The organism is Pseudolabrys taiwanensis, assembly GCF_003367395.1.
Lineage (GTDB): Bacteria > Pseudomonadota > Alphaproteobacteria > Rhizobiales > Xanthobacteraceae > Pseudolabrys > Pseudolabrys taiwanensis.
The window spans coordinates 3,998,101-4,019,539 of sequence record NZ_CP031417.1 but is presented as its reverse complement, the minus strand read 5'-3'; the positions used below and the strand labels follow the sequence as shown (position 1 = coordinate 4,019,539).

At 64.9% G+C, this 21,439-nt stretch carries 20 protein-coding genes; 14 read left to right on the top strand and 6 right to left on the bottom strand.

Annotated elements, in window-relative coordinates:
• Positions 1-53 precede the first annotated feature (53 nt).
• Positions 54-287 (top strand): DUF2171 domain-containing protein, encoded by a 234-nt coding sequence (locus tag DW352_RS19080; RefSeq protein ID WP_115692815.1) that lies wholly within the window; start codon positions 54-56, stop codon positions 285-287.
• 9 nt (positions 288-296) lie between these two features.
• Here DW352_RS19080 and DW352_RS19075 read toward each other — a convergent pair whose 3' ends face one another.
• On the bottom strand, positions 297-683 hold the full coding sequence (locus DW352_RS19075; protein WP_115692814.1) for a response regulator: 387 nt from the start codon (positions 681-683) through the stop codon (positions 297-299).
• A 162-nt stretch (positions 684-845) separates the two neighbouring features.
• Between DW352_RS19075 and DW352_RS19070 the strand changes: the two genes are divergently transcribed.
• Entirely contained in the window at positions 846-1,604 is a 759-nt protein-coding gene (locus DW352_RS19070) for a Crp/Fnr family transcriptional regulator (protein ID WP_115692813.1), read from the top strand.
• A 26-nt stretch (positions 1,605-1,630) separates the two neighbouring features.
• Here DW352_RS19070 and DW352_RS19065 read toward each other — a convergent pair whose 3' ends face one another.
• Positions 1,631-2,833, bottom strand: coding sequence for an MFS transporter (locus DW352_RS19065; protein WP_115692812.1), 1,203 nt, complete (start codon positions 2,831-2,833; stop codon positions 1,631-1,633).
• A 176-nt stretch (positions 2,834-3,009) separates the two neighbouring features.
• Here DW352_RS19065 and DW352_RS19060 point away from each other — a divergent pair, with 176 nt between their 5' ends.
• Both DW352_RS19060 and DW352_RS19055 read left to right on the top strand, forming a co-directional pair.
• On the top strand, positions 3,010-3,681 hold the full coding sequence (locus tag DW352_RS19060) for a YggS family pyridoxal phosphate-dependent enzyme (protein ID WP_115692811.1): 672 nt from the start codon (positions 3,010-3,012) through the stop codon (positions 3,679-3,681).
• A gap of 155 nt (positions 3,682-3,836) precedes the next feature.
• Positions 3,837-4,448 (top strand): class I SAM-dependent methyltransferase, encoded by a 612-nt coding sequence (locus DW352_RS19055; RefSeq protein ID WP_115692810.1) that lies wholly within the window; start codon positions 3,837-3,839, stop codon positions 4,446-4,448.
• A gap of 226 nt (positions 4,449-4,674) precedes the next feature.
• Here the strand turns inward: DW352_RS19055 and DW352_RS19050 are convergent, their stop codons facing one another.
• Entirely contained in the window at positions 4,675-6,537 is a 1,863-nt protein-coding gene (locus tag DW352_RS19050) for an ATP-binding protein (RefSeq protein ID WP_115694499.1), read from the bottom strand.
• Between the two features lie 302 nt (positions 6,538-6,839).
• Here DW352_RS19050 and DW352_RS19045 point away from each other — a divergent pair, with 302 nt between their 5' ends.
• The 4 genes from DW352_RS19045 to DW352_RS19030 all read left to right on the top strand — a co-directional run bounded on the left by DW352_RS19045 (position 6,840) and on the right by DW352_RS19030 (position 11,888).
• The gene (locus DW352_RS19045) at positions 6,840-8,162 is read left to right on the top strand and encodes a TadE/TadG family type IV pilus assembly protein (RefSeq protein ID WP_425374666.1); all 1,323 of its coding nucleotides are present in this window, start codon (positions 6,840-6,842) and stop codon (positions 8,160-8,162) included.
• Between the two features lie 311 nt (positions 8,163-8,473).
• Positions 8,474-8,821: a hypothetical protein gene (locus DW352_RS19040; protein ID WP_162827058.1), complete on the top strand. Its 348-nt coding sequence runs from the start codon at positions 8,474-8,476 to the stop codon at positions 8,819-8,821.
• Positions 8,822-8,845: 24 nt separating this feature from the next.
• The gene (locus tag DW352_RS19035; RefSeq protein ID WP_115692807.1) at positions 8,846-10,573 is read left to right on the top strand and encodes an ABC transporter permease; all 1,728 of its coding nucleotides are present in this window, start codon (positions 8,846-8,848) and stop codon (positions 10,571-10,573) included.
• Between the two features lie 13 nt (positions 10,574-10,586).
• A complete protein-coding gene (locus DW352_RS19030; protein ID WP_115692806.1) occupies positions 10,587-11,888 on the top strand; it encodes an ABC transporter ATP-binding protein in 1,302 nt (433 codons plus the stop codon).
• A 112-nt stretch (positions 11,889-12,000) separates the two neighbouring features.
• Here the strand turns inward: DW352_RS19030 and DW352_RS19025 are convergent, their stop codons facing one another.
• Complete coding sequence (locus DW352_RS19025; RefSeq protein ID WP_115692805.1) at positions 12,001-12,531, bottom strand: L,D-transpeptidase family protein; 531 nt, start codon at positions 12,529-12,531, stop codon at positions 12,001-12,003.
• 119 nt (positions 12,532-12,650) lie between these two features.
• Between DW352_RS19025 and DW352_RS19020 the strand changes: the two genes are divergently transcribed.
• On the top strand, positions 12,651-13,337 hold the full coding sequence (locus DW352_RS19020) for a response regulator transcription factor (RefSeq protein ID WP_115692804.1): 687 nt from the start codon (positions 12,651-12,653) through the stop codon (positions 13,335-13,337).
• A gap of 130 nt (positions 13,338-13,467) precedes the next feature.
• Positions 13,468-13,926, top strand: coding sequence for a cyclic nucleotide-binding domain-containing protein (locus tag DW352_RS19015; RefSeq protein ID WP_115692803.1), 459 nt, complete (start codon positions 13,468-13,470; stop codon positions 13,924-13,926).
• 237 nt (positions 13,927-14,163) lie between these two features.
• Here DW352_RS19015 and DW352_RS19010 read toward each other — a convergent pair whose 3' ends face one another.
• Both DW352_RS19010 and DW352_RS19005 read right to left on the bottom strand, forming a co-directional pair.
• Positions 14,164-14,628: a nuclear transport factor 2 family protein gene (locus tag DW352_RS19010; protein WP_115692802.1), complete on the bottom strand. Its 465-nt coding sequence runs from the start codon at positions 14,626-14,628 to the stop codon at positions 14,164-14,166.
• Positions 14,629-14,649: 21 nt separating this feature from the next.
• On the bottom strand, positions 14,650-15,633 hold the full coding sequence (locus tag DW352_RS19005) for a Bug family tripartite tricarboxylate transporter substrate binding protein (RefSeq protein ID WP_115692801.1): 984 nt from the start codon (positions 15,631-15,633) through the stop codon (positions 14,650-14,652).
• A gap of 167 nt (positions 15,634-15,800) precedes the next feature.
• Between DW352_RS19005 and DW352_RS19000 the strand changes: the two genes are divergently transcribed.
• From DW352_RS19000 to DW352_RS18985, 4 genes are all read left to right on the top strand, one after another.
• Positions 15,801-16,652, top strand: a complete 852-nt coding sequence (locus DW352_RS19000; RefSeq protein WP_115692800.1) for a polysaccharide deacetylase family protein — start codon at positions 15,801-15,803, stop codon at positions 16,650-16,652.
• A 72-nt stretch (positions 16,653-16,724) separates the two neighbouring features.
• The gene (locus tag DW352_RS18995) at positions 16,725-17,474 is read left to right on the top strand and encodes a GntR family transcriptional regulator (RefSeq protein ID WP_162827057.1); all 750 of its coding nucleotides are present in this window, start codon (positions 16,725-16,727) and stop codon (positions 17,472-17,474) included.
• Positions 17,475-17,694: 220 nt separating this feature from the next.
• The gene (locus DW352_RS18990; protein WP_115692798.1) at positions 17,695-18,903 is read left to right on the top strand and encodes an aminotransferase class I/II-fold pyridoxal phosphate-dependent enzyme; all 1,209 of its coding nucleotides are present in this window, start codon (positions 17,695-17,697) and stop codon (positions 18,901-18,903) included.
• A gap of 27 nt (positions 18,904-18,930) precedes the next feature.
• Positions 18,931-21,411 (top strand): FtsK/SpoIIIE family DNA translocase, encoded by a 2,481-nt coding sequence (locus tag DW352_RS18985; protein ID WP_115692797.1) that lies wholly within the window; start codon positions 18,931-18,933, stop codon positions 21,409-21,411.
• The last annotated feature ends 28 nt before the right edge of the window (positions 21,412-21,439 follow it).

Below are 21,439 nucleotides of genomic sequence, written 5' to 3'. Positions count from 1 at the left end.
GAACGGTCCCGCCCCACCTGGGTTGACTCCGCAGCAACCCAGGGAGCCATTCAATGGTCAATACGCAACAGATCAAGGAACATATGGAAGTCTGCGGATCCGACGGCGCGCATGTCGGTACGGTCGACCACCTCGACGGCGCTCGCATCAAGCTGACGAAGGACGATCCAAAGTCGGGCGGCAAGCATCATCTGATCCCGGTCGACTGGGTCGATGAGATCGACGAGAAAGTGCATCTGAAGAAATCGGCCAAGGATGCGATGGCCCAATGGCAGGCGGCGGCCTGACCGGCGCGATCACTTGCTTAGAAGAGCACGTGCGACGGCTTGTATCAGCAACGCCGTTTCGTACGGCTTGCTCACCACCGGCGCGTGCGGAAATCGTGCCGTGTGCACGTCGTCGCCGCGCACGCCGGTGAGAAAGACGATCGGCGTGCCGCGTTTGGCCAGCGCGTCGGCGACGACCAAGCTGGTCGGCGGCGTGCCGCTCAGCTTGAGATCGAGCACGGCGATGTCGAATGGGGTGCGCTCCAGGGCCGCAAGCGCATCGGTGACGTTGCCCGCGCAGACCACGTCGCCGGCACCCGCCGCTTCGAGGATTTGTTGAATATCGAGCGCAATCAGAAACTCGTCGTCAAGCACAAGACAGCGCTTGCCGTTCAGCACCACGTCAGATTGTGACATCGGGATTCTCGTGCGACCCCGTCCAAGCGGGGCGGGGTCCTTCTCCTACGAATTTCGGAGGGCGGCATTTAAAAATGACATACCGGGCGTGAAATGGCGCAACACCGGCACATTGCCGTATGATATGCGGCTGCCACTCAACAGCAGAGGCATCGACATACGATGGCATTGGGGCCGGGGCGGACAAACGGGCAGGCGACGCCGTGTGAATTTTGCCCGCTGCGTCGCAGACCGAACCTGCGGCCGTTCACGCCGGACGAACTGGCGTTCGTCAAAACGTTCAAGAGCGACGAGTTGCGCATCGAGCCGGGCGAGAGCTTCCTGCGCGAAGGCACACAGAGCGAGTATCTGTACACCGTGCTGTCGGGCTGGGCGTTCCGCTACAAGATGCTCGATGACGGCCGGCGGCAGATCCTCAATTACGCGTTGCCGGCCGACATGGTCGGCCTGCAGGGCACGGTCATGCGTGAGATGGAGCACTCAGTCGAGGCGCTGACGCCGCTGACTTTGTGTGTCTTCCCGCGCAGCAAATTGTGGGACCTTTATTCCCGCTTCCCCTCGCTCGCCTTCGACATCACCTGGCTCGCCGCGCGCGAGGAGCAGCTCATCGACTCGCATCTCGTCAGCCTCGGCCGCCGCACGGCGCTCGAGCGCACGGCCTATCTGCTGCTGCATCTTTATGTGCGTGCCGAGGAAGCCGGCCTCGCCAAGAACAACGCGATCCAGTTTCCCTTCACGCAGCAGCATCTCGCCGACACGCTCGGCATGTCGTTGGTGCACACCAACAAGACGCTCAAGCGTCTGCTCGCCTCGCAGTCGGTGCGCTGGCACAATCGCATGTTTGAAATCATCAACCGCAAGCTCCTGGTCGAGATCGCCGGCGAGGACATGGCCGAAAACAGGCCGCGGCCGTTCATCTGACGGCCCGGCGACCGCGAGCCGATCGCCTACGATTCCGCCAACGCCGCGACGCCCGTGCGCGCATCGAGCCGGTGCGACACGATCGCCAGCACCAGCGCCGCAGCGGCGAGCGCCGTGCCGATCCAGGGCAGCTGGGCATAAGGCAGACCCGCCGTCAGCACCACCTCGCCGATCCACGCGCCGGTCGCATTCCCCAGATTGAAGGCGCCTTGATTGAGAGTCGAAGCGAGATTGGGCGCGCGCGCGGCCTCGATCACCACGCGCATCTGCAACGGCGGCACCAGCGCAAACGCAAGGATGCCCCACACGAAAATGGTCGCCGCTGCCGCCCAGGCCCAGGCGCTGGTAAAGGCGAACAGCGCGACCGTCGGTGCGAGCAGCACGAAGACGCCGATCACCGTCGGCATCAACCGCCAGTCGCCGAGCCGGCCGCCGATGAAATTGCCGAGCGTGAGGCCGGCGCCGAACAACAGCAGCATCAACGTCACGGCGTGCGGCGACAGCCCCGTCACGTTGAGCAGAATCGGCGCGATATAGGTGAACACGCTGAACAGGCTGGCCGAGGCGAGCACGCTGATCGCCATCGCGAGGATGACCTGCGTGCTCCCGAGCGAGCGCGCCTCCTGCGCGAGCTGCATCCGCGGCACCGGAATGGCGCGCGGCAGCCATGCCGCCAGCGCGAGCGCGGCGGCGGCGCCGATGACGGCGACCGCCCAGAAGGTCGTGCGCCAACCGAGCGCATGACCGAGACCCGTTCCGAATGGCACGCCGAGGATGTTCGCCACCGTCAAGCCGGCGAACATCATGGCGATCGCTTGCGCTTTCTTCTGAGGCGGAACCAGGGAGGCCGCGACGACCGAACCGAGGCCAAAGAAGGCGCCGTGACACAGCGCCGTGACGATGCGCGCGCCCATCAGCAGCCAATAGTTCGGCGCCAGGGCGCACAGGATGTTGCCGAGGATGAACACGCCGGTCAGCACCAGCAGCGCCTTGCGGCGATCCATCTTCGCGGTGGCCACTGCCAGGAAGGGCGAACCGAAGGCGACGCTGAGGGCATAGCCGGTGACGAGCAGGCCCGCCGTCGGGATGGTCACGCCAAGATCGGCGGCGACATCCGGCAACAGGCCCATGATGACGAATTCGGTCGTGCCGATGCCGAACGACGCCAACGCAAGCGCGAGCAAAGGAAGCCGGGTGGGAACTGGCGAGACAGGTGGCGAGACGTCCATGACCGGCAATTATGATGCAATGCGGTATCGGGAAAGCGTCAATTCATCAGTATTTCGTCGCATGATGCTGCAATGCAACAGGATTGGAGGGGCCAGGCCGGCGCGGCCGTGAGTTGCGCCCATCGCGGCACTTTTGTAGGCACGGTGCCTCATAGAACGAGCCGGCAACGACAGGCATGAACACGGTTACGCCCACCACAGGCCTCGACGCCGTCCGCGCGGACATCGCGCGCGCCTGCCGCGACGCCGGCCGCGATCCGGCGAGCGTGACGCTCATCGCCGTGTCCAAAACCTTCGGCGCCGAAGCGATCGAGCCGGCGATCGCGGCCGGGCAGCGCGTTTTTGGCGAGAACCGCGTGCAGGAAGCCAAGGCCAAATGGCCGCCGCTGCTGGCGAAGAATCCCGACCTGTCGTTGCACCTCATCGGACCACTGCAATCGAACAAGGCGAAAGAGGCGGTAGCGCTGTTCGACGCCATCCATTCGGTCGACCGCGCGAGTCTCTGCGAGGCGCTGGCCAAAGAGATCGCCAAGCAGGGCCGGTCACCCCTGCTGTTCGTGCAGATCAACACCGGCGCCGAACCGCAGAAGGCAGGCATTCTGCCCGAAGCCGCCGATGATTTTCTCAAAGCCTGCCGCGACTCGTACGGGCTGACGGTCGCGGGCCTCATGTGCATTCCGCCGGTGGACGAAGCGCCGGGTCCGCATTTCGCGCTCACGGCGCAGATCGCCCGGCGCAACGGCCTCGAGCTGCTGTCCATGGGCATGAGCGCGGATTTCGCCACAGCGATCGCCATGGGCGCAACTCATGTGCGCGTGGGCAGCGCGATCTTCGGCGGAAGGCATTAGTATTCGTCATCCCGGGCGAGCCAACGGGTCCGCGCAAAGCGCGGCCCGATGACAGGCTCCGCGAAACCCGGGATCCAGGACGCTGTGTGCTATCGATAGACTGCGGCGTACTGGATCCCCGCTTTCGCGGGGATGACGGAAGAACAGGGACGACCATGAGCCAAGCTGAACACGACCGCTGGCAAGAGCGCTACGGCGCACCGGGCTATTTGTTCGGCACCGCGCCGAACGCCTTCGTCAAGCAGCAGGCCCATCTTCTCCGCAAAGGACAGACGGCGCTGGCGATCGCCGACGGCGAAGGCCGCAACGGCGTGTTTATCGCAGAACAGGGGCTTGATGTCCTCTCGCTCGACTTCTCGCCGAACGCTCAGGCAAAGGCGCGCAAGCTCGCCGCCGACCGTGGCGTCACCTTGCGCGTCGAACAGGCCGACGTAATCAACTGGTCTTATCCAGCCGACAGCTTCGACGTGGTGGCTGCGATCTTCTTCCAGTTCGCGACGCCGGACGAGCGGGAGAAGATTTTCGCCGGCATCAAACGCACACTGAAGAAAGGCGGGCTGCTTCTGCTCGAGGGCTACACGCCGAAACAACTCGAATACAAAACCGGCGGCCCGTCGAAGATCGAAAACCTCTACACCCGCGACATGCTGGAGAAGGCATTCAGCGATTTCTCGTCGCTCGACATCCGCGAATACGACGCCGAGATCCACGAAGGCGCCGGCCATGGCGGCATGTCGGCTCTGATCGATGTCGTGGCGGTGAAGTAGTCTTAAAGCGCTGCCGCTTGCGCGCTCCCCTCTCCCCTTGCGGGAGAGGGTGCCCGAGCGGAGGCGAAGCCGAGCGAGGGCGGGTGAGGGGTCAAGGTTTCAATTGAAGCGTTGACCCCTCACCCGGCTCGCGCTTCGCGCTCGCCACCCTCTCCCGCAAGGGGAGAGGGGGAAGAGAGCGCGTGGCGCCGCTCTCCCATGTCGCTGAGCTCAAACGGTTGAAGCGCTACCTATACCGCGACGGAAAACCGGGCGGCGGCGGGTTCGACGAACCGCCGAAGCCAGCATCGAGCGGCTTCTTCAACAGACTCGAGCGCAGCGCGCTCGGCTGCGGCGCAGGCGGCGACGGATACGCGGGTGCTGGCGGCTGATAGGCCGGCGCTTGCGGCGCGTAGGCCGGCTGCATCTGCGGCTGCACCGGCGGCGCGTCGTAGTCCGCATACTCGTCGCCGGCCATGCGATGACTCATCGTCGCGCTGCGCCAGCGGTCGATCACCGAGGAAATCATGTCCCGGCCGATATTGGCGCTCGCATCCGTCCGCGTATTCCCGGAGGCTTCGCTCGCCGGCCGCAGCGCAGGCGGCAATTCCTTGAAGCGCATGCGCGTCGGCAGCGCGACGCCGTAGCCGAAGGCGAACACTTCGCGCGTGCCGAGCGAGGGGATGAACGACAACAGGTTCGCCGCCGCGTCCGAGACCGCCGAGCGGATCAGGGTCTGGTCGCGGTCGTTCGACAATCGCATGACGAACAAGGTCGAGCACTGCGAGATGATGGTCGGGTCGATCTCGGCCGGGCGCTGCGTGATGAGGCCAAGGAACACGCCGTATTTGCGGCCCTCCTTGGCGATGCGCGAGAGCGCGCGGCGGGTCGGACCAAAACCGATGGCCTTGTCGGCCGGCGCGTAGCGATGCGCTTCTTCGCAGACGAACAGAAGCGGCGCGGCGCCATCGCTCCACAGGCCGAAGTCGAAGGCCATGCGGCACAGCACCGACACCACCGAGTCGACGACCTCCGCCGGGAAGCCGGCGAGCTGCATGATGGTCATCGGCTTGCCGTCCGCCGGCAGGCGGAAGAGCGACGAGATGATCTCCGCCATGGTATCACCGCCGATATTCGCGTTCTCGAACATGAACGCGTAGCGCGGATGATTGCGGAAGGTTTGAATGCGGCCGATCAGCTTGTGATAGACGGCTGCGCGCGAGCGGTTCTCGAGCTTGCCCATGCGCTCATCGAGAAGGTTGATCAGATCCTCGATGCGGTAGGGCACCGGCGTGTCGGCGGTGAAGCCGGCATCGCGCGGATCGCGTCGCTTGGCGAGCATGCTGTTGTTGTTGTTGCGGTACTGAAGGTACGCGGCCTTGGCGAGAGGAATGACCTCCGACAAGATCTCGACTTCCTCCTCGACGCCCGGGCGGCCGCCGAAGAACGCATCCACCGTCTCTTCGAAGTTAAACAGCCAGAACGGCAGCCGCAGATTACGCGGCGTCATCACCTGCGCGCGGTCGCCGAAACAGCGGCCGTACTCATTGTGCGGATCGACCAAAAAGATGCGCAGGTTCGGCCGGCGATCGAGAATTTTCTGCAGGATGATGGCGACGCCGCTCGACTTGCCGACGCCGGTGGCGCCCAGCACGGCGAAATGCCGGCTCACCAGCGAGTCGATGTCGATATGGACGCCGATATCGGTATTCTGCTGCAGATCGCCGATCGAGGCGTGGTCGCCGTCGGCCGCGCCATACACTTGGCGCAGTTCGCGTTCGCCCAACGTGTGCGCGCTATCGCCGATATTGGGATACTCGGTCACGCCGCGCTGAAATCGTCCGCCGGCCGGCAGTTCGCCCATCAAATCGAGATGCGCGACCTTACGAAAACCGCCGGCGGGGGCAGGCCCTTCGCTGACCTCGGTGACCATACCCAGAATCAACGCCTTGGATGTGGCAAGGCCCATGAACTTGCCGACCGTCGGCAACTCGCCCGCGCCCGGCCGCATCGTCAGCTCGACGGTGGCGGTCGCGCCGTTGACGGCGACCACACGCCCGATCTGCTCCGGCACTGACAGCGAGGACTGCGGGCCCAGTGGCGGTCTCATATCCATGTGCGGTTCTCGGCGGCGAAGTGTCGCGTGACAGTGCGGGGGCAAACTTGCGCTCAAGCAATGTCCGAACAGTTTACGTGGTTATTACGCCGTACCCTTCGTCACATCAGGCTTAAATAAGGATTACGCTGCGGTAACATTTGCCTGCCGCCGAGGCGTTCGGACCCGACGCGGCCCGACCGGCGCCTAACATTGCCTTAGGTCTTACTGTGATACACGGCCGCGACGACGCGTCCCGCCCGTGTAAGACAATGCCTCGCCGCTACTTTCCCGACATATCACTCCCGCATACCGTCCTGAGATTGCTACGCCGTCACACGCGCCGTTTCGGTCGCGACCGGCGCGGCAACGTGGCCATCATATTCGGGCTCGCGCTGCTGCCGCTTGCGTTCGCGGTCGGCGCCGCCATCGACTACAGCGTCGCCAACCGAACCAAAGCGGCATTGGATGCCTATGCCGACGCGGCGGCGCTCTTGGCCGTCAACAAAGCGTCGCTGTCGGTGTCGGCAACAACGGCGCAGACGAATGCGATCAATTTCTTCAAGGCACAGGTCGCGTCGCTGGCCGGCGTCACCGGCAGCACCGTATCGGTGTCCGTCAGCGACAGCTCGCTCGGCCGCAACTCCATCGTGAACTACGAGGCCGCCGTGCCCACGTCGTTCATGAGCATCGCCAACATCAATTCGCTCGACGTCAGGGGCTCGTCGACCGCCGCGTCGGCCTTGCCGAGCTACATCGACTTCTATCTGCTGCTCGACAACACGCCGTCGATGGGCGTCGGCGCGACGCCCTCCGATGTCTCCAAGATGGTGTCCAACACGTCGGACAAATGCGCCTTCGCCTGCCACCAGATGGATGCGGCGCCGAACGATTATTACGGGCTGGCTAAAAAACTCGGTGTGACGATGCGCGTCGACGTGGTGCGCAGCGCGACCCAACAACTCATGGACACCGCCAGCACCAGCCAGACGGTATCCAACCAGTTTCGCATGGCGATCTACACCTTCGGCGCGGCCGCACAGCAGGCCGGGCTGACGCGGATATTCTCCCTGTCGTCGAGCCTGTCGAGCGCCAAGACTGCCGCCAACAATATCGACCTGATGACCGTGCCGTATCAAAACTATGCCAGCGATACGGACACCGATTTCAGCGTGCTCACCCAGATGAACAGCGAAATCACCTCGCCCGGCGACGGCGCGACGTCGGGCGCGCCGCAAAAGGTGCTGTTCTTCGTCTCCGACGGAGTCGCCGACGCCGACAACGGCGCCTGCACGCAGCCGACGACGGCCGGACAGGATCCGCAGACCAACAAAAAATATACGCGGTGCCAGGAGCCGCTGAATCCCTCTCTCTGCACGTCCATCAAGAAGCGCGGCATCAAGATCGCCGTGCTCTACACGACGTATTTGGCGCTGCCCACGAACGGCTGGTACATGAGCTGGATCGATCCGTTCAACAAAGGCCCGTACGGTCCGTCGCCGAACAGCAAGATCGCGCAGAACATGCAGAGCTGCGCCTCGCCCGGGCTTTATTTCGAGGTCAGCCCGACGCAGGGAATCGCGGACGCCATGACGGCGCTGTTTCAGAAAGCCGTGCAGTCGGCCCGCCTCACCAAGTGATCGGACGACGATGCGCGTGCGATGCGCGCCGCGCGCGTCGTCGACCGGCGCGATACGCTATCTTTTCTTGACAGCCTTTAACCGCGGGCGTACGGCCACTTTGTTCGAAGGCTCTTCGAACAACTCATGTCAGGACAAAATGGACAGCTACCCTAGTCGCGCCACGACGATCGGCATGCCGGTCTTCGGGGCGTCCAGCCACATCAAGCACGTCGTTCTCGGACGATCGCTCCGGCTGAACGGGAGTCGGGTCTAAGCACCCGCCGCTCGCTCACCTCCGCGGTCAATCGGGACCGGACGGGAGGTGAGCCATGAAGCTCGCACGCACGCCATTTGTCGTCGTCCGCAACGACGATTCCCGCCGTGAGGTCCGCCACCCGCGGCGGCCAACACACGCCCGCGCCCCAGCATTCACGATCGTTCCCCGGCCCGTGCCGCTGCGGCTCGCCGCCGCATGGCACCTCGATCCGCGGACGCAGCGGCTCGTCTGCGCGTGGTCGATGGAGGCCGATGTCGCCGACGAGCCGATAAGTCGCAGCCCCTGCTATGGCCGGCGCGGCGGCGCGGCGGCCACCGTCACACAGCGGATACATAATCGTGGGGTGTTGCCCGCGATCAATGCCGGGCGCGCTCGCCGCGCGCCCGATCGCGGTCGTTAACACTGCAGCCGGAGCCCCGGACAAATGCGCGGCGCCATTCCAATTTCCGTTACACAGGCCGACCGGCGCTTCACGCGATGGGACGCACTGGCCGTGCTGATCACCTTGGCCATGCTCGTCTTCATCTCCGAAGCGAGCCGGCATCTGCTGCAGCCGCTGGCCGAGCTGCAGACCGCACCGCTGTCGCTGGCCCCGGAAAATCTGCCGGAATACGCGGCGCGCACGACCTTGCGCATGCTGGTCGCGCTGGTCCTGTCGCTGGTCTTCACCTTCACCTACGCGACCTTGGCGGCCAAGAGCCGCCGCGCCGAGGTCATCCTGGTGCCGCTGCTCGACATCCTGCAGTCGGTGCCGATCCTCGGCTTCATCTCGGTGACGGTCGTCTTCTTCATGTCGCTCGCGCCCGGCCGCGTACTCGGCGCGGAGTTCGCGGCGGTGTTCGCGATCTTCACCAGCCAGGCCTGGAACATGGCCTTCTCGTTCTACCAGTCGCTGCGCACCGTGCCGGTCGAGCTCACCGAAGCCTCGCGCGTGTTCCGCCTGTCGCGGTGGATGCAGTTCTGGCGCGTCGAGGTGCCTTTCGGCATGCCGCAGCTCATCTGGAACATGATGATGTCCATGTCCGGCAGCTGGTTCTTCGTCGTCGCGTCCGAGGCGATCAGCGTCGGCGACACCACCGTCACCTTGCCCGGCGTCGGCTCCTACATCGCGCTCGCCATCAAAGAAGAGAACCTCGCGGCGGTGACATGGGCCATCGTCGCCATGCTGGCGGTGATCCTGCTCTACGACCAGCTTCTGTTCCGGCCGCTGGTCGCCTGGGCCGACCGCTTTCGTGTCGAACAACAGGCCGGCGTCATGCCGCCACGCTCATGGGTGCTCGACGTGCTGCGCCGCTCGCGCGTGGTCGCGCTGCTGATCGCGCCGTTGGCCAGTGTCTGGCGGCGTACCTTTCAGTGGTCGCTTGCCGGCCGGAGCGATGAAAAGCCGGCGCCTGTCCGCAAGACCGGTCCTTGGGCCGACCGTCTCTGGAACGGCTTCGTCATCGTCGTGACGCTCGCGCTCCTATGGCAGGTGGCGCACTTCGTGTTCACCAGCATCGCCTGGGCCGATGCGGGCACGGCACTGCTCCTCGGTTTCTTCACGCTCGTCCGCGTCATCGTCCTTATCGCGCTGGCGACCGTAGTCTGGGTGCCGCTCGGCGTCATGGTCGGCACGCGGCCGCGGCTCGCGCAATTCATTCAACCGGTCGCCCAGTTCCTCGCGGCGTTTCCGGCCAACGTGCTGTTCCCGGTCGCGGTCTCGGCGATTGTCTACTTCAGCCTCGATCCCAATATCTGGCTGAGCCCGCTGATGATCCTCGGCACGCAGTGGTACATCCTGTTCAACGTCGTGGCCGGCGCCTCGGCGATCCCGTCGGAGATGCGCGACGTCGGCACCAACCTGCAGGTGCGCGGCTGGCTGTGGTGGAAGAAGATCGCGCTGCCGGCCGTGTTTCCCTACTACGTCACGGGCGCCATCACCGCGTCGGGCGGCTCCTGGAACGCCAGCATCGTCGCCGAAGTCGCAAGCTGGGGCTCGACCAAACTGCAAGCGAGCGGCGTCGGCGCCTACATCGCGCAAGCAACCGAGGCCGGCGACTATCCGCGCATCGTGCTCGGCATCGCCGTGATGAGTCTCTACGTGGTCCTCGTCAATCGCCTGTTCTGGCGTCCGCTCTATTGGTACGCCGAACGCAAGTTCCGGCTCGACTGAAAGGAAAGCCGCCATGAACAACGCATTGCTGCAAATCCAATCGTGCTGCCAGGCCTTCCCCAAGCCGGACGGCGAAAGCCTGCTGGTGCTCAACGACATCAATCTCACGCTGAAGGAAGGCGAGATTGTCGGCCTGCTCGGCCGCTCCGGCTCGGGCAAGTCGACCTTGCTGCGGCTGATCTCGGGCCTCGCGCAGCCGGTGTCCGGCCAGGTGCTCTATCACGGACAGCCGGTGCGCGGCCCCGCGCCCGGCATCGCCATGGTGTTTCAGACCTTCGCGCTGTTTCCGTGGCTGACGGTGCTCGAGAACGTGCAACTCGGCCTGGAAGCGCTCGGCCTGCCCGAAGCGGAGATCCGCCGGCGCGCGCTCGCCGGCATCGATCTCATCGGCCTCGACGGTTACGAGTCCGCTTATCCGCGCGAACTGTCGGGCGGCATGCGCCAACGCGTCGGCTTCGCGCGCGCCCTCGTCGTGCATCCCAACATTCTGCTGATGGACGAACCGTTCTCGGCCCTCGACGTGCTGACGGCTGAGACGTTACGCACCGACTTCCTCGATCTGTGGTTGGAAGGCCGGCTGCCGATCAAAGGCGTCGTGCTGGTCACGCACAATATCGAGGAGGCGGTGCTGATGTGCGACCGCGTGCTCGTGTTCTCGCGCAACCCGGGTCACATCATCGAAGAGATCAAGGTCGATCTGCCGCATCCGCGCAGCCGGCTCGAACCGGCCTTCCGCGATCTGGTCGAGCGCATTTACGTCGCGCTCACCGCGCGGCCGGTCGAACAGCCGCCGCGCGTCGTGGCCGGCGGCTTCCCCGGCATGGGCATCGACATGGTGTTGCCGCGGGTATCGCCCAACACGATGTCCGGCCTCATGGAGGCGGTGGCCGGCGCGCCCTATAACGGCCAGGCCGACCTGCCGGTGATCGCCAGCACTTTGCAGATGGAAGTCGACGATCTGTTTCCGGTCGCCGAGGCGCTGCAGCTCCTGCGTTTTGCCGACATCGAAGGCGGCGATATCAAGCTGACCGAGTACGGCAAGCAGTTCGCCGAGGCGGGCGTCGACGACCGCAAGAAGCTCTTTCAGGCGCAGCTTCTCGCGCACGTGCCGCTGGCGGCGCATATCAAGCGCGTGCTGACGGAACGCGCGCACCACGTCGCGCCGCGCCGCCGGTTCATCGACGAGCTGGAAGATCATATGGCGGAAGAAGATGCCGAGCGGACGATGCGCGCGGTGGTGGCCTGGGCGCGCTTCGCCGAAGCCTTCGCCTACGACGACCGCTCGCACACGTTCAGCCTCGATAATCCGAGTTGAGTGTCATTCCGGACGCCGCATAAGCGGCGATCCGGAATCCAGAAGCGAACACGGACCTCATGGCTGGATTCCGGGTTCGCTCGCAAGTGCTCGCGCCCCGGAATGACGATTGCTACTCGATCACGATCTCCGTGCGCGGGCCGAGCTGCGCCAGCAGCCGGCGCAGCGCCGGCGTCGTCAACGCGACGCAGCCGGCGGTCGGTTTGAAGCCGGGACGCGCCACATGGATGAACACGGCGCTGCCGCGCCGGGCAACACGTGGCCGCGTGTTGTGGTCGATCTCGACAATGAAGTCATAAAGTCCGTCATCGCGGGTGAGGCGGTCGGCGCTGCTGCCGGCCGGCACCTTCACGGGCCGGTTGTAATGACGATCGCCGGGATCCTCGCACCAGCCATCGTCCGGGCGGATCGGCTTCACCGGCAGGCGGGTCGCCGGGCGGGGGAATTTGTCGGCCCGCCACCACAGCCGCAGCGGGCGGAAACGACCGCGCGGGGTGCCCCCGTCGCCCTCGAACTTATTGGCCTTGATGCTGCCACGACCGAGCGCCACAGGCAGGGACAATGGTCCTGCCGTGAGCCATCCACGGCTGGGGTGACCCGGCTTGCGGCGGACGATCAAACGAGAAAATGTGCGATTTCGCATAAAATAACGCAAATTCGTGAGGGTAGGACGTAGTTCTAAAGGCCGATCACCCTTGCTCTTTTACCCCCGAATGCTCTACTTCGCGATTGACCAGCAATATCCAATATTTTAGGGGCCCAATGCCCAACAAACGGACAATCCTGATCGTCGACGACGATGCCGACATGCGCGAGGCGCTGGTCGAGCAATTGGCGTTGCACGAGGAATTCGAGCCGCAGGCCGTCGAAACGGCGACCAAGGGCGTCCAGTCCGCCAAGAACGGCCAGGTCGACCTCGTGATCATGGACGTCGGCCTGCCTGACGTCGACGGCCGTGAAGCCGTGCGCATGCTGCGCAAGTCGGGCTTCAAGGCGCCGATCATCATGCTCACGGGCCACGACACGGATTCGGACACCATCCTCGGCCTCGAATCCGGGGCCAATGACTACATCACCAAGCCGTTCCGCTTCGCCGTCCTGCTCGCCCGGATCCGGGCGCAACTGCGGCAGCATGAAGCGAGCGAAGACGCCGTCTTCAACATCGGCCCGTACAGCTTCCGCCCGTCCTCGAAGCTGCTGCTCAATCCGAAAGGCAGCAAGGTTCGGCTGACCGAAAAGGAAACGGCAATCCTGCGCTATCTCTACCGGGCCGGCCAGAAGCCGGTGTCGCGCGAGACCCTGCTGCAGGAGGTCTGGGGCTACAATTCCGGCGTCACCACCCACACGCTGGAAACGCACATCTATCGTCTGCGCCAGAAAGTGGAAAATGACGCGGCGACGCCGCAGATCCTGGTCACGGAAGCCGGCGGCTACAAGCTCGTGCCCTGATCGACCATGTCATTCCGGTGTGCGCCGCGCCCGGAATCCAGAAGCCAAACCCATACACTTCATAGTATGTCTGGCTTTCGGGTTTCGCCCGCCGCCTCGCGTCGGCGGACGCCCGGTGTGACGGAGTAAGATGGCTCTCGAAGACGACATCGCTTTTTTCGAGCAGGTTCCGACGTTTGCGGCGCTTGGCCGGCAGGCTCTGCAGGTGCTCGCCATTGGCGCCGAGGCCCGCCATCTGCAAAGCGGGTCCGTGCTGTTCTACGCGGGCGAACTCGCCGATGCCGCCTATCTGGTGCAGGAAGGCTCGCTGCTGCTGGAGCCCGGCACATTCACCGAACGCGAGGAGCACGTCGCCGGCCCGGGCGCGCTGATCGGCGAACTGGCCCTGCTGACCGACACTGTCGCGCCGGCCACCGCTATCGCCCGCGAGCCGACGACGGTCGTGCGCGTCCCACGCAATCTATTCCGTAAAACGCTCGAAGGTTATCCCGCCGCCGCCCAGCGCCTGCGCGATCTGCTCGCCGCGCGCGTCGATACCTGGACGCAGGACTTGGACAAGGTGCGCCGGGCTTTGAAGAAAGAGACGTAAGTCTCGTCCACACTTGCGTCGGCCTCGATGGGCACCACGAAGCGCGCGCTAACGCGTATCATCGTTCGTTTGGTTGAATTGCCCAATGCTCCGTTCGCCAGCGCGAAAGCGGGACCCAGGGCCAAACGGGCGAACGTTTCATGTGCCGCGCTGGATTCCCGCTTTCGCGGGAATGAGCGGCTCTAGTTCAACAGATCACAACCTGCGCTCGCGCTTTGATGCGCTGACTGCTTTGCCTCAAGCGTCAGGCGGAATTGTTGCCGGCACGCCGCCTTCGAACACCGGCAGCAGCCGGTGCGACCGGAAACGCCAGCGGCCGTCCGCGCCGCGTTCGCACACGGCAACGACATCCGCGATCATGATAGCGGGCAGCGACGGCAGCACTGGCCTGCCGTCCGCCGCATAGAGGCACATGACGCATTCTAACGTGGCGCGGTCGCCGTCGAGGGCGGAGAGCCGGCAATTGCTGACGAGGTGACGCGCGGTGCGCTCGCCGCGCGATTCCCGCCAACGATAGAAGCCCGCCACACCCTCTTTGCCGCGCATGACCTTGTCGCCGATGACGAACTCGCCGTCATCGACATAGAAGTCCTGTGCGTTGCGCCCCCAGTTGCGGTCGACTTCGTACCAATAGTCGACCACGAAGGCGGTCAGCGTCGTCAGCGCGGCGAGATCGGCCGGACGCGAGAGTTCTTGTGCCATCGCTGCTCTTCCTCTGCCGCGTCAGTCGCCGACCTTGATGTTCGCGGTTTCGATGATCTTCTTATTAAACGCCAGCTGCTCATGAACGAACTTGTCCAGCTCGGCGGGGGTCGATCCGACGCCTTGGACAATGAGCTCGTCGAAGCGCTTCTTGATGGCGGGATCCTGCACCGCTTTGCCAATGGCCGCGGCCAACTTGTCGACGATCGGCTTGGGCGTCTTGGCCGGCGCGAACACCGCGACCCACATCGGATATTCGAAGCCTTTCAGCGTCTCGCCGATGGTCGGGATGTTCTTCATCTGCGGCGCGCGCTCACGCGTTGACACGGCCAGCGGCACGACGCGGCCGGACTGGATGTTGCCGATCTGTGGCGCGAGCCCGTCGATCGTCAGATCGATTTCTCCCGCCAACAGCGCGGCGCTGGTCGCGCCGCTGCCGCGGTAAGGCACGTGCACCATGTCGAGACCGGCCTGCTCCTTGATGGCCTCCAGCGGGATATGCGAGGCGCCGCCGACGCCGCTCGAGCCGAAGGTGTACTTGCCGGGCTTGGCCTTCACCATGGCGATGAACTCGGGCAGCGTCTTCACGCCGAGCTTCGGATTGGTGGTGAGCACCAGCGGATAGGTCGCGACCAACGATACGGACGCGAAGTCCTTGTTCACGTCGTAGCCGGGATTGCGATGGATGTAAGGGAGCGCGGCATGGCCGGGTCCCTGGAACAGGAAGGTGTAGCCATCGGCGTCGCCTTTGGCGACGAGACGGGTGGCCACCAGTCCGCCGGCGCCGCCGACATTCTCGATCACCACCGGCTTGGGCAATTGCCGGCTGAGCCCGTCGGCCAGAATGCGCGCCATCAGATCGATGCCGCCGCCCGCGGCCGACGTGACGATGAAGCGGATGGGCCGATCCGGCCAGGCGTCCTGGGCCACAGCCGTGTGAGCCGTCGCCAGCATCAGAGCCGCCGGCACAAGGGCAGTCAAAGTCGAGCGTCGCGTGAAGCGCATCGTTTCCTCTCCCGTATTGGCCGCATTTTTTGCGGCTCTGCGGCTGACGGCATCCTTCGCCGTCCTTGACCTCTTAATTATTAATAATTAATCATTCAACATCAGGCAAGCCCCTTCCGCGCGGCCTTTGCACGCGGGCGCCTTTATCGAGGAAACGAGGAGGAGAGATGACCCAACAAAAAACGCTGGCGTGGCCGAACGGAAAACGCGTCGCCGTCGCCGTCACGGTGATGTACGAGACCTGGGCCGAAGGAAAAGCGCCGAACTACTCGGTGCAGACGACGCATCTGAAGCCCGGCACCGTCGATCTCGCCGGCCGCGCCTGGTCGACTTACGGCGCGCGCGTCGGCGTGTGGCGCGTCATCCGCACGCTCGACCGGCTGCAGATCCCGGGCACGTTCTTCACCAATGCGCGGCTTGCCGAACTTCATCCCGATACGGTGAAGCAGATCGTGAAGTCCGGCCACGACGTCGGCGGCCACAACTACACGCAAGATGCGCTGCTGGCTTACATGGAGCCGGAGGAAGAGCGCGCGACGATCAAGAAGTGCATCGACATCCTCGGCGACGTGAGCGGCAAGCGGCCGACCGGTTGGCTGAGCTCGGTGCTCGCCTTCACCGAGCATACCGTCGACTTCCTCGCCGAGCAGAAGCTGTCGTTCCACGCCGACGTCACCTACACCGACCTGCCGATCAAGCTCGACACCAAGCACGGCGCCATCGCCGCCGTTCCCAACAGCGACTTCACCGATAATCGCGTGCTGCGCTCGAGCCCCCGCGATCTGTGGGACGTCTACAAAGGCACGTTCGACTATCTCTACCAGAACGAGCCGATGTCGTTGTTGGTGCTGACGCTGCACACGCATTTCGGCGGCCGACCGATGATCACGTCGGTGTTCGAGGAGGTCATCGGCTACATCAAGCAGCATCCGGACGTGTGGTTCGCGCGCCATGAAGAGCTCGGCCAGTGGGCTCTCGCGCAGAAGGACCCGCACAGCTACCAGAGCCGCTTCTTCTGACCCGGTTGCCGTGGTGGCGACCACCGTGCTTTTATCGCCGCCACGGCTACACTTTCCGGAATGCCTCAATCGATGACGCGGGCGACGAAGAATGTTAAGCAAGACCGCCCGAAATCAAAGCCGGCGCGGCCGCCATCTGCCGAGGCCGAAGATGTCGCGCTTCCGGCGGAGACGCAGGACCCGCAACGCTTCTCGCGCACCGGCTGGCTTGCCGGCATCCTGCGCGAACGCATTCTCAACGGCACCTATAAGCCCGGCGAACGCATTCGCGAGGTGCAGCTTCGCACCGAGTTCGGTTTCTCGAACGGGCCGATCCGCGAAGCGTTACAAGCGATCGTTGCCGACGGCCTCGCCGAGCGCGCGCCGTGGCACGGCGTCCGCATCAAGACGCTGAGCGAACAGGAGCTGCTCGAACTGTTCCAGGTGCGTCTGGCGCTCCTCGAATACGCGGCCGAGCTCGCGGCGCGCAACCACTCGCCGGCACAGGCCGAGAGCGTCAAAGCGATCAAACGCGATATGGATGCCGCCTTCGACCGGCTCGACGGCACCGGCGGTCATCCGTCCTTCAACGGCCGGCTGTCGCAATGGCTGCTGACCGCGGCAGGCAACAAGGCGCTGCACGAGGTCTGGGACAAGACCATGCAGCAGACGCTGATCTACGTGAACGCGTCCTTCGTCCGCGCCCATAGCCGCAAAAGCCGCGCGCTGATCTATGACCTCATCGATGCGATCGGGGCGGGCGATGTCGCGGCGGCACGCGCCGCCGCACGGACCCTGACCTCCCAGACGATCCTCGATCTCGGCCTCAAGGGCACGGTGTAGCGCGACACGGCAGGCAGACACCGCCGCACATTCGCCGGCGTCTGGGGATAAGCGGAAAACGCCAGCAACGGCAGAGCCTTACTGGCCGAGGCGCCGCGAAATCTGCGCTCTTGATGCCACCGGGGCCCGATGGTTAATCGGGTCTTAACCTCGCACTCCGTAATGTGGCTAACCATAAGGCGGCGGGCCTCGAAACCCGCCTCGTAACCGCATGTCTCAGATGACCGCCCAGCGCGCGCCTCAACCGACCTCCGCTCAAGCGGCTGAATCGCGCTCGCCCTTCGTGCGCCTGACCGAACTGATTGCCGGTATCGAGCCGGCTATGCCCGTCATCAATCTGTCGGTGGGCGAGCCGCAGCACGGCGTGCCCGCCTTCGTCGGTCCGGTGCTTGCCAAACACATCGCCGACTTCGGCAAATATCCGGCGAACAAAGGCATCGAGCCGTTCCGCAAGGCGGTCGCCAGCTGGCTCGGCCGATATTTCAAACTGCCGCGCGCGGTCGATCCGGAAAACGAAGTGCTGGTGCTCAACGGCACGCGCGAAGGACTCTTCCTCGCGGCCATCGCCGCCACGCGCTATGTCGAAGCGCGCGCCGGCAAACCGGCGATGCTGATTCCCAATCCGTTTTATGCCGCTTACTCCGCCGGTGCGCTCGCCGCCGGCTGCGAAGCGGTGTTCATGCCGACGACGCGGGAAACCGGCTTCCTGCCCGATCTCGACGCGCTCGACGAGACGCTGCTCAAGCGCACCGTCGCGTTCTATCTGGCATCGCCGTCAAACCCGCAGGGCGCCGTCGCGAGCCTTGCTTATCTCGAGAAGCTCGCGGGTCTCGCGCGGCGTTACGGCTTCCTCGTCTTCGCCGACGAGTGCTACGGCGAGCTGTACAGCCATCAGCGGCCGGCCGGCATGCTGGAGGCCTCGGGACCCGACTTCACCAATGTCGTCGTGTTCCACTCGCTGTCGAAGCGCTCGAATCTGCCGGGCATGCGCGTCGGCTTCGCCGCCGGCGACAAGAAGTTCCTCGCCGCCTTCCTCGAATTGCGCAATGTCGCCGCGCCGCAAGTGCCGGTGCCGGCGCAACACGTTGCCGTCGCTTGCTACGAAGACGACGCGCATGTGGAAGAGAACCGTAAGCTTTACACCGCAAAGTTCGATCTCGCCGACCAAATCATCGGCGACCGCTACGGCTACAAGCGTCCAGCCGGCGGCTTCTTTCTGTGGCTCGATGTATCGAAATATGGCGGCAGCGAAATCGTGACCAAGCGGCTGTGGCAGGAGGCCGGCGTGCGCGTCGTCCCCGGGCGCTATCTCGCGCGCGACCAGGCCGACGGCTCCAATCCCGGCGCGGACTACATCCGCGTCGCCATGGTGCAGGACAAGGCAAGCACGGCCGAGGCGTTGCATCGCCTCGTCGCCGTGCTCGGCTAACGTATGAGAAGTTCGCAGGACTAAGGAATGGCTTCAGCGGATCGCAGCGTCGACGTCGTCGCTTTCGTCACGGATCACTTCCGTGAGATCGTGCGCCGTCGGCTGCGCGAGCTCGCCGGCCTAGCCCTCCTGGGTCTGGCACTGCTCGGCGCCATCGCACTGGCCACCTGGTCGGTGCAGGACCCCTCGCTCAGTCACGCAACCAAGAAGCCGATCGAGAACCTGCTCGGCTTCCCGGGCGCCATCTTCTCCGACATCGCCATGCAGCTCCTGGGGCTCGCAGCGGTGTTCCTCCTGGCCCCGGAGACGCTACTCGGCTGGCGGCTCCTGTCGCACAAGCCGCTGGGCGAACGCTGGCGCGGCCTGATGTGGATCGCGGTGACGTTCTGCGCCGCCGCCTTCGCCTCCACATTGCCCGTGACGGCTAAATGGCCGCTACCGACCGGCCTCGGCGGCGTCGCCGGCGATGCCTTCGTGCGCCTGCCGATGATGGTCTTCGGCGGCGCGGCCGAAGGCATACTCATGACCGTCCTCGCCGTCATCTACGGCGCCGCCACGTTGGTGACGATCACGCTCGCCGTCGGCTTCCGTGTGCCCGTGCGCGCCGAGGAGGACGACGACGAAGAGGAAGAGGTCGCCGAAACCGACGAGGACGAAGAGGACGACACGCCGGATCGCGCCAATCCTTGGCTGGGCATGATCGTGCACGCGCTCCTGAGCTGGAAGGCGCGCATTGGCCGTCTCATCCGCGGCGCCTCGAGCAATGCGCTGCGTGCCGCCGCCTCGGGTCCGCGGCCGCCGCGTCCCGGCGAACGGCAGGAGCCGCGCTTCGATACGCTCGGCCGCGTCGCCGCCCCCGCAACGGCGCCGACCGACGAGGAATACGAAGAAGAGGAAGTCGAGGAGGAAGAAGAAGAACAGGCGCCGCGGCGCCGCGCGGCGGCACCGGCCAAGCCGGCGGCCAAAGCGAATAAGCGCAACGGCGGCTTCACGCTGCCCTCGCACAATCTCCTCTCCGCGCCGAAGGCGTCCGAGCGCACGACGATGCCGAAGGACGTCATCGAAGCCAACGCCACGGCGCTGGAAAGCGTGTTGCAAGACTTCGGCGTGCGCGGCGAGATCATCAATGCGCGCCCCGGCCCGGTGGTCACGCTGTACGAGCTCGAGCCGGCGCCCGGCATCAAGTCGTCGCGCGTCATCGGCCTTGCCGACGACATCGCCCGCTCGATGAGCGCGGTGTCGGCACGCGTTGCCGTCGTCTCCGGCCGCAACGCTATCGGCATCGAGCTGCCGAACGCGACGCGCGAGAAGGTTTATCTGCGCGAGCTGCTCACGACCAAGGAATACAACGAGAGCGCCGCGAAGCTCCCGCTCTGCCTCGGCAAAACCATCGGCGGCGAGAGCGTCATCGTCGACCTCGCGCGCATGCCGCACTTGCTGATCGCCGGCACCACCGGCTCCGGCAAATCGGTCGCCATCAACACCATGATCCTGTCGCTGGTCTACCGGCTCAAGCCGGAGCAGTGCCGCCTGATCATGGTCGATCCGAAGATGCTCGAACTGTCGGTCTATGACGGCATCCCGCATCTGCTCACCCCGGTCGTCACCGATCCGAAGAAGGCGGTGGTCGCGCTCAAGTGGGCGGTGCGCGAGATGGAGGGCCGCTACAAGAAGATGTCGAAACTCGGCGTGCGCAACATCGACGGCTACAACGCGCGCGTCGCCGAAGCGAAGGCCAAGGGCGAGACGCTCTCGCGCACGGTGCACACCGGCTACGACAAGGAATCGGGCGAGGCCATCTACGAGAAGGAAGAGCTCGATCTCGAACCGTTGCCCTATATCGTCATCATCGTCGACGAAATGGCCGACCTGATGATGGTCGCCGGCAAGGACATCGAAGGCGCCGTGCAGCGTCTGGCGCAGATGGCGCGCGCCGCGGGCCTGCACGTCGTGCTCGCCACGCAACGTCCGTCGGTCGACGTCATCACCGGCACGATCAAAGCCAACTTCCCGACGCGCATCTCCTTCCAGGTCACGTCGAAGATCGACAGCCGCACCATCCTGGGCGAGCAGGGCGCCGAGCAACTGCTCGGCCAGGGCGACATGCTCTACATGGCCGGCGGCGGACGCATCAGCCGCGTCCACGGCCCGTTCTGCTCCGACGAAGAAGTCGAGAAGGTCGTGCGCCATCTCAAGGCGCAGGGCATGCCGGAATATCTGGAAGAAGTGACCGCCGGCGATCTCGCCGAAGAGGGCGAAGACGGTGCCGTGTTCGATTCCACCGGCATGGGCATGTCCGAAGGCGGCGATCTCTACAGCCAGGCCGTCGCCATCGTGAAGCGCGATCGCAAGGCTTCTACCTCCTACATCCAGCGCCGGCTGCAGATCGGTTACAACCGGGCCGCCACGCTGATGGAGCGCATGGAGCAGGAAGGCATCGTCGGCCAAGCCAACCATGCCGGCAAACGTGAGATTCTGATCCCCGAAGAAGGGGATTTCGAAAGGTGACGGTTGTCATTTCGAGCCGCGCATCGCG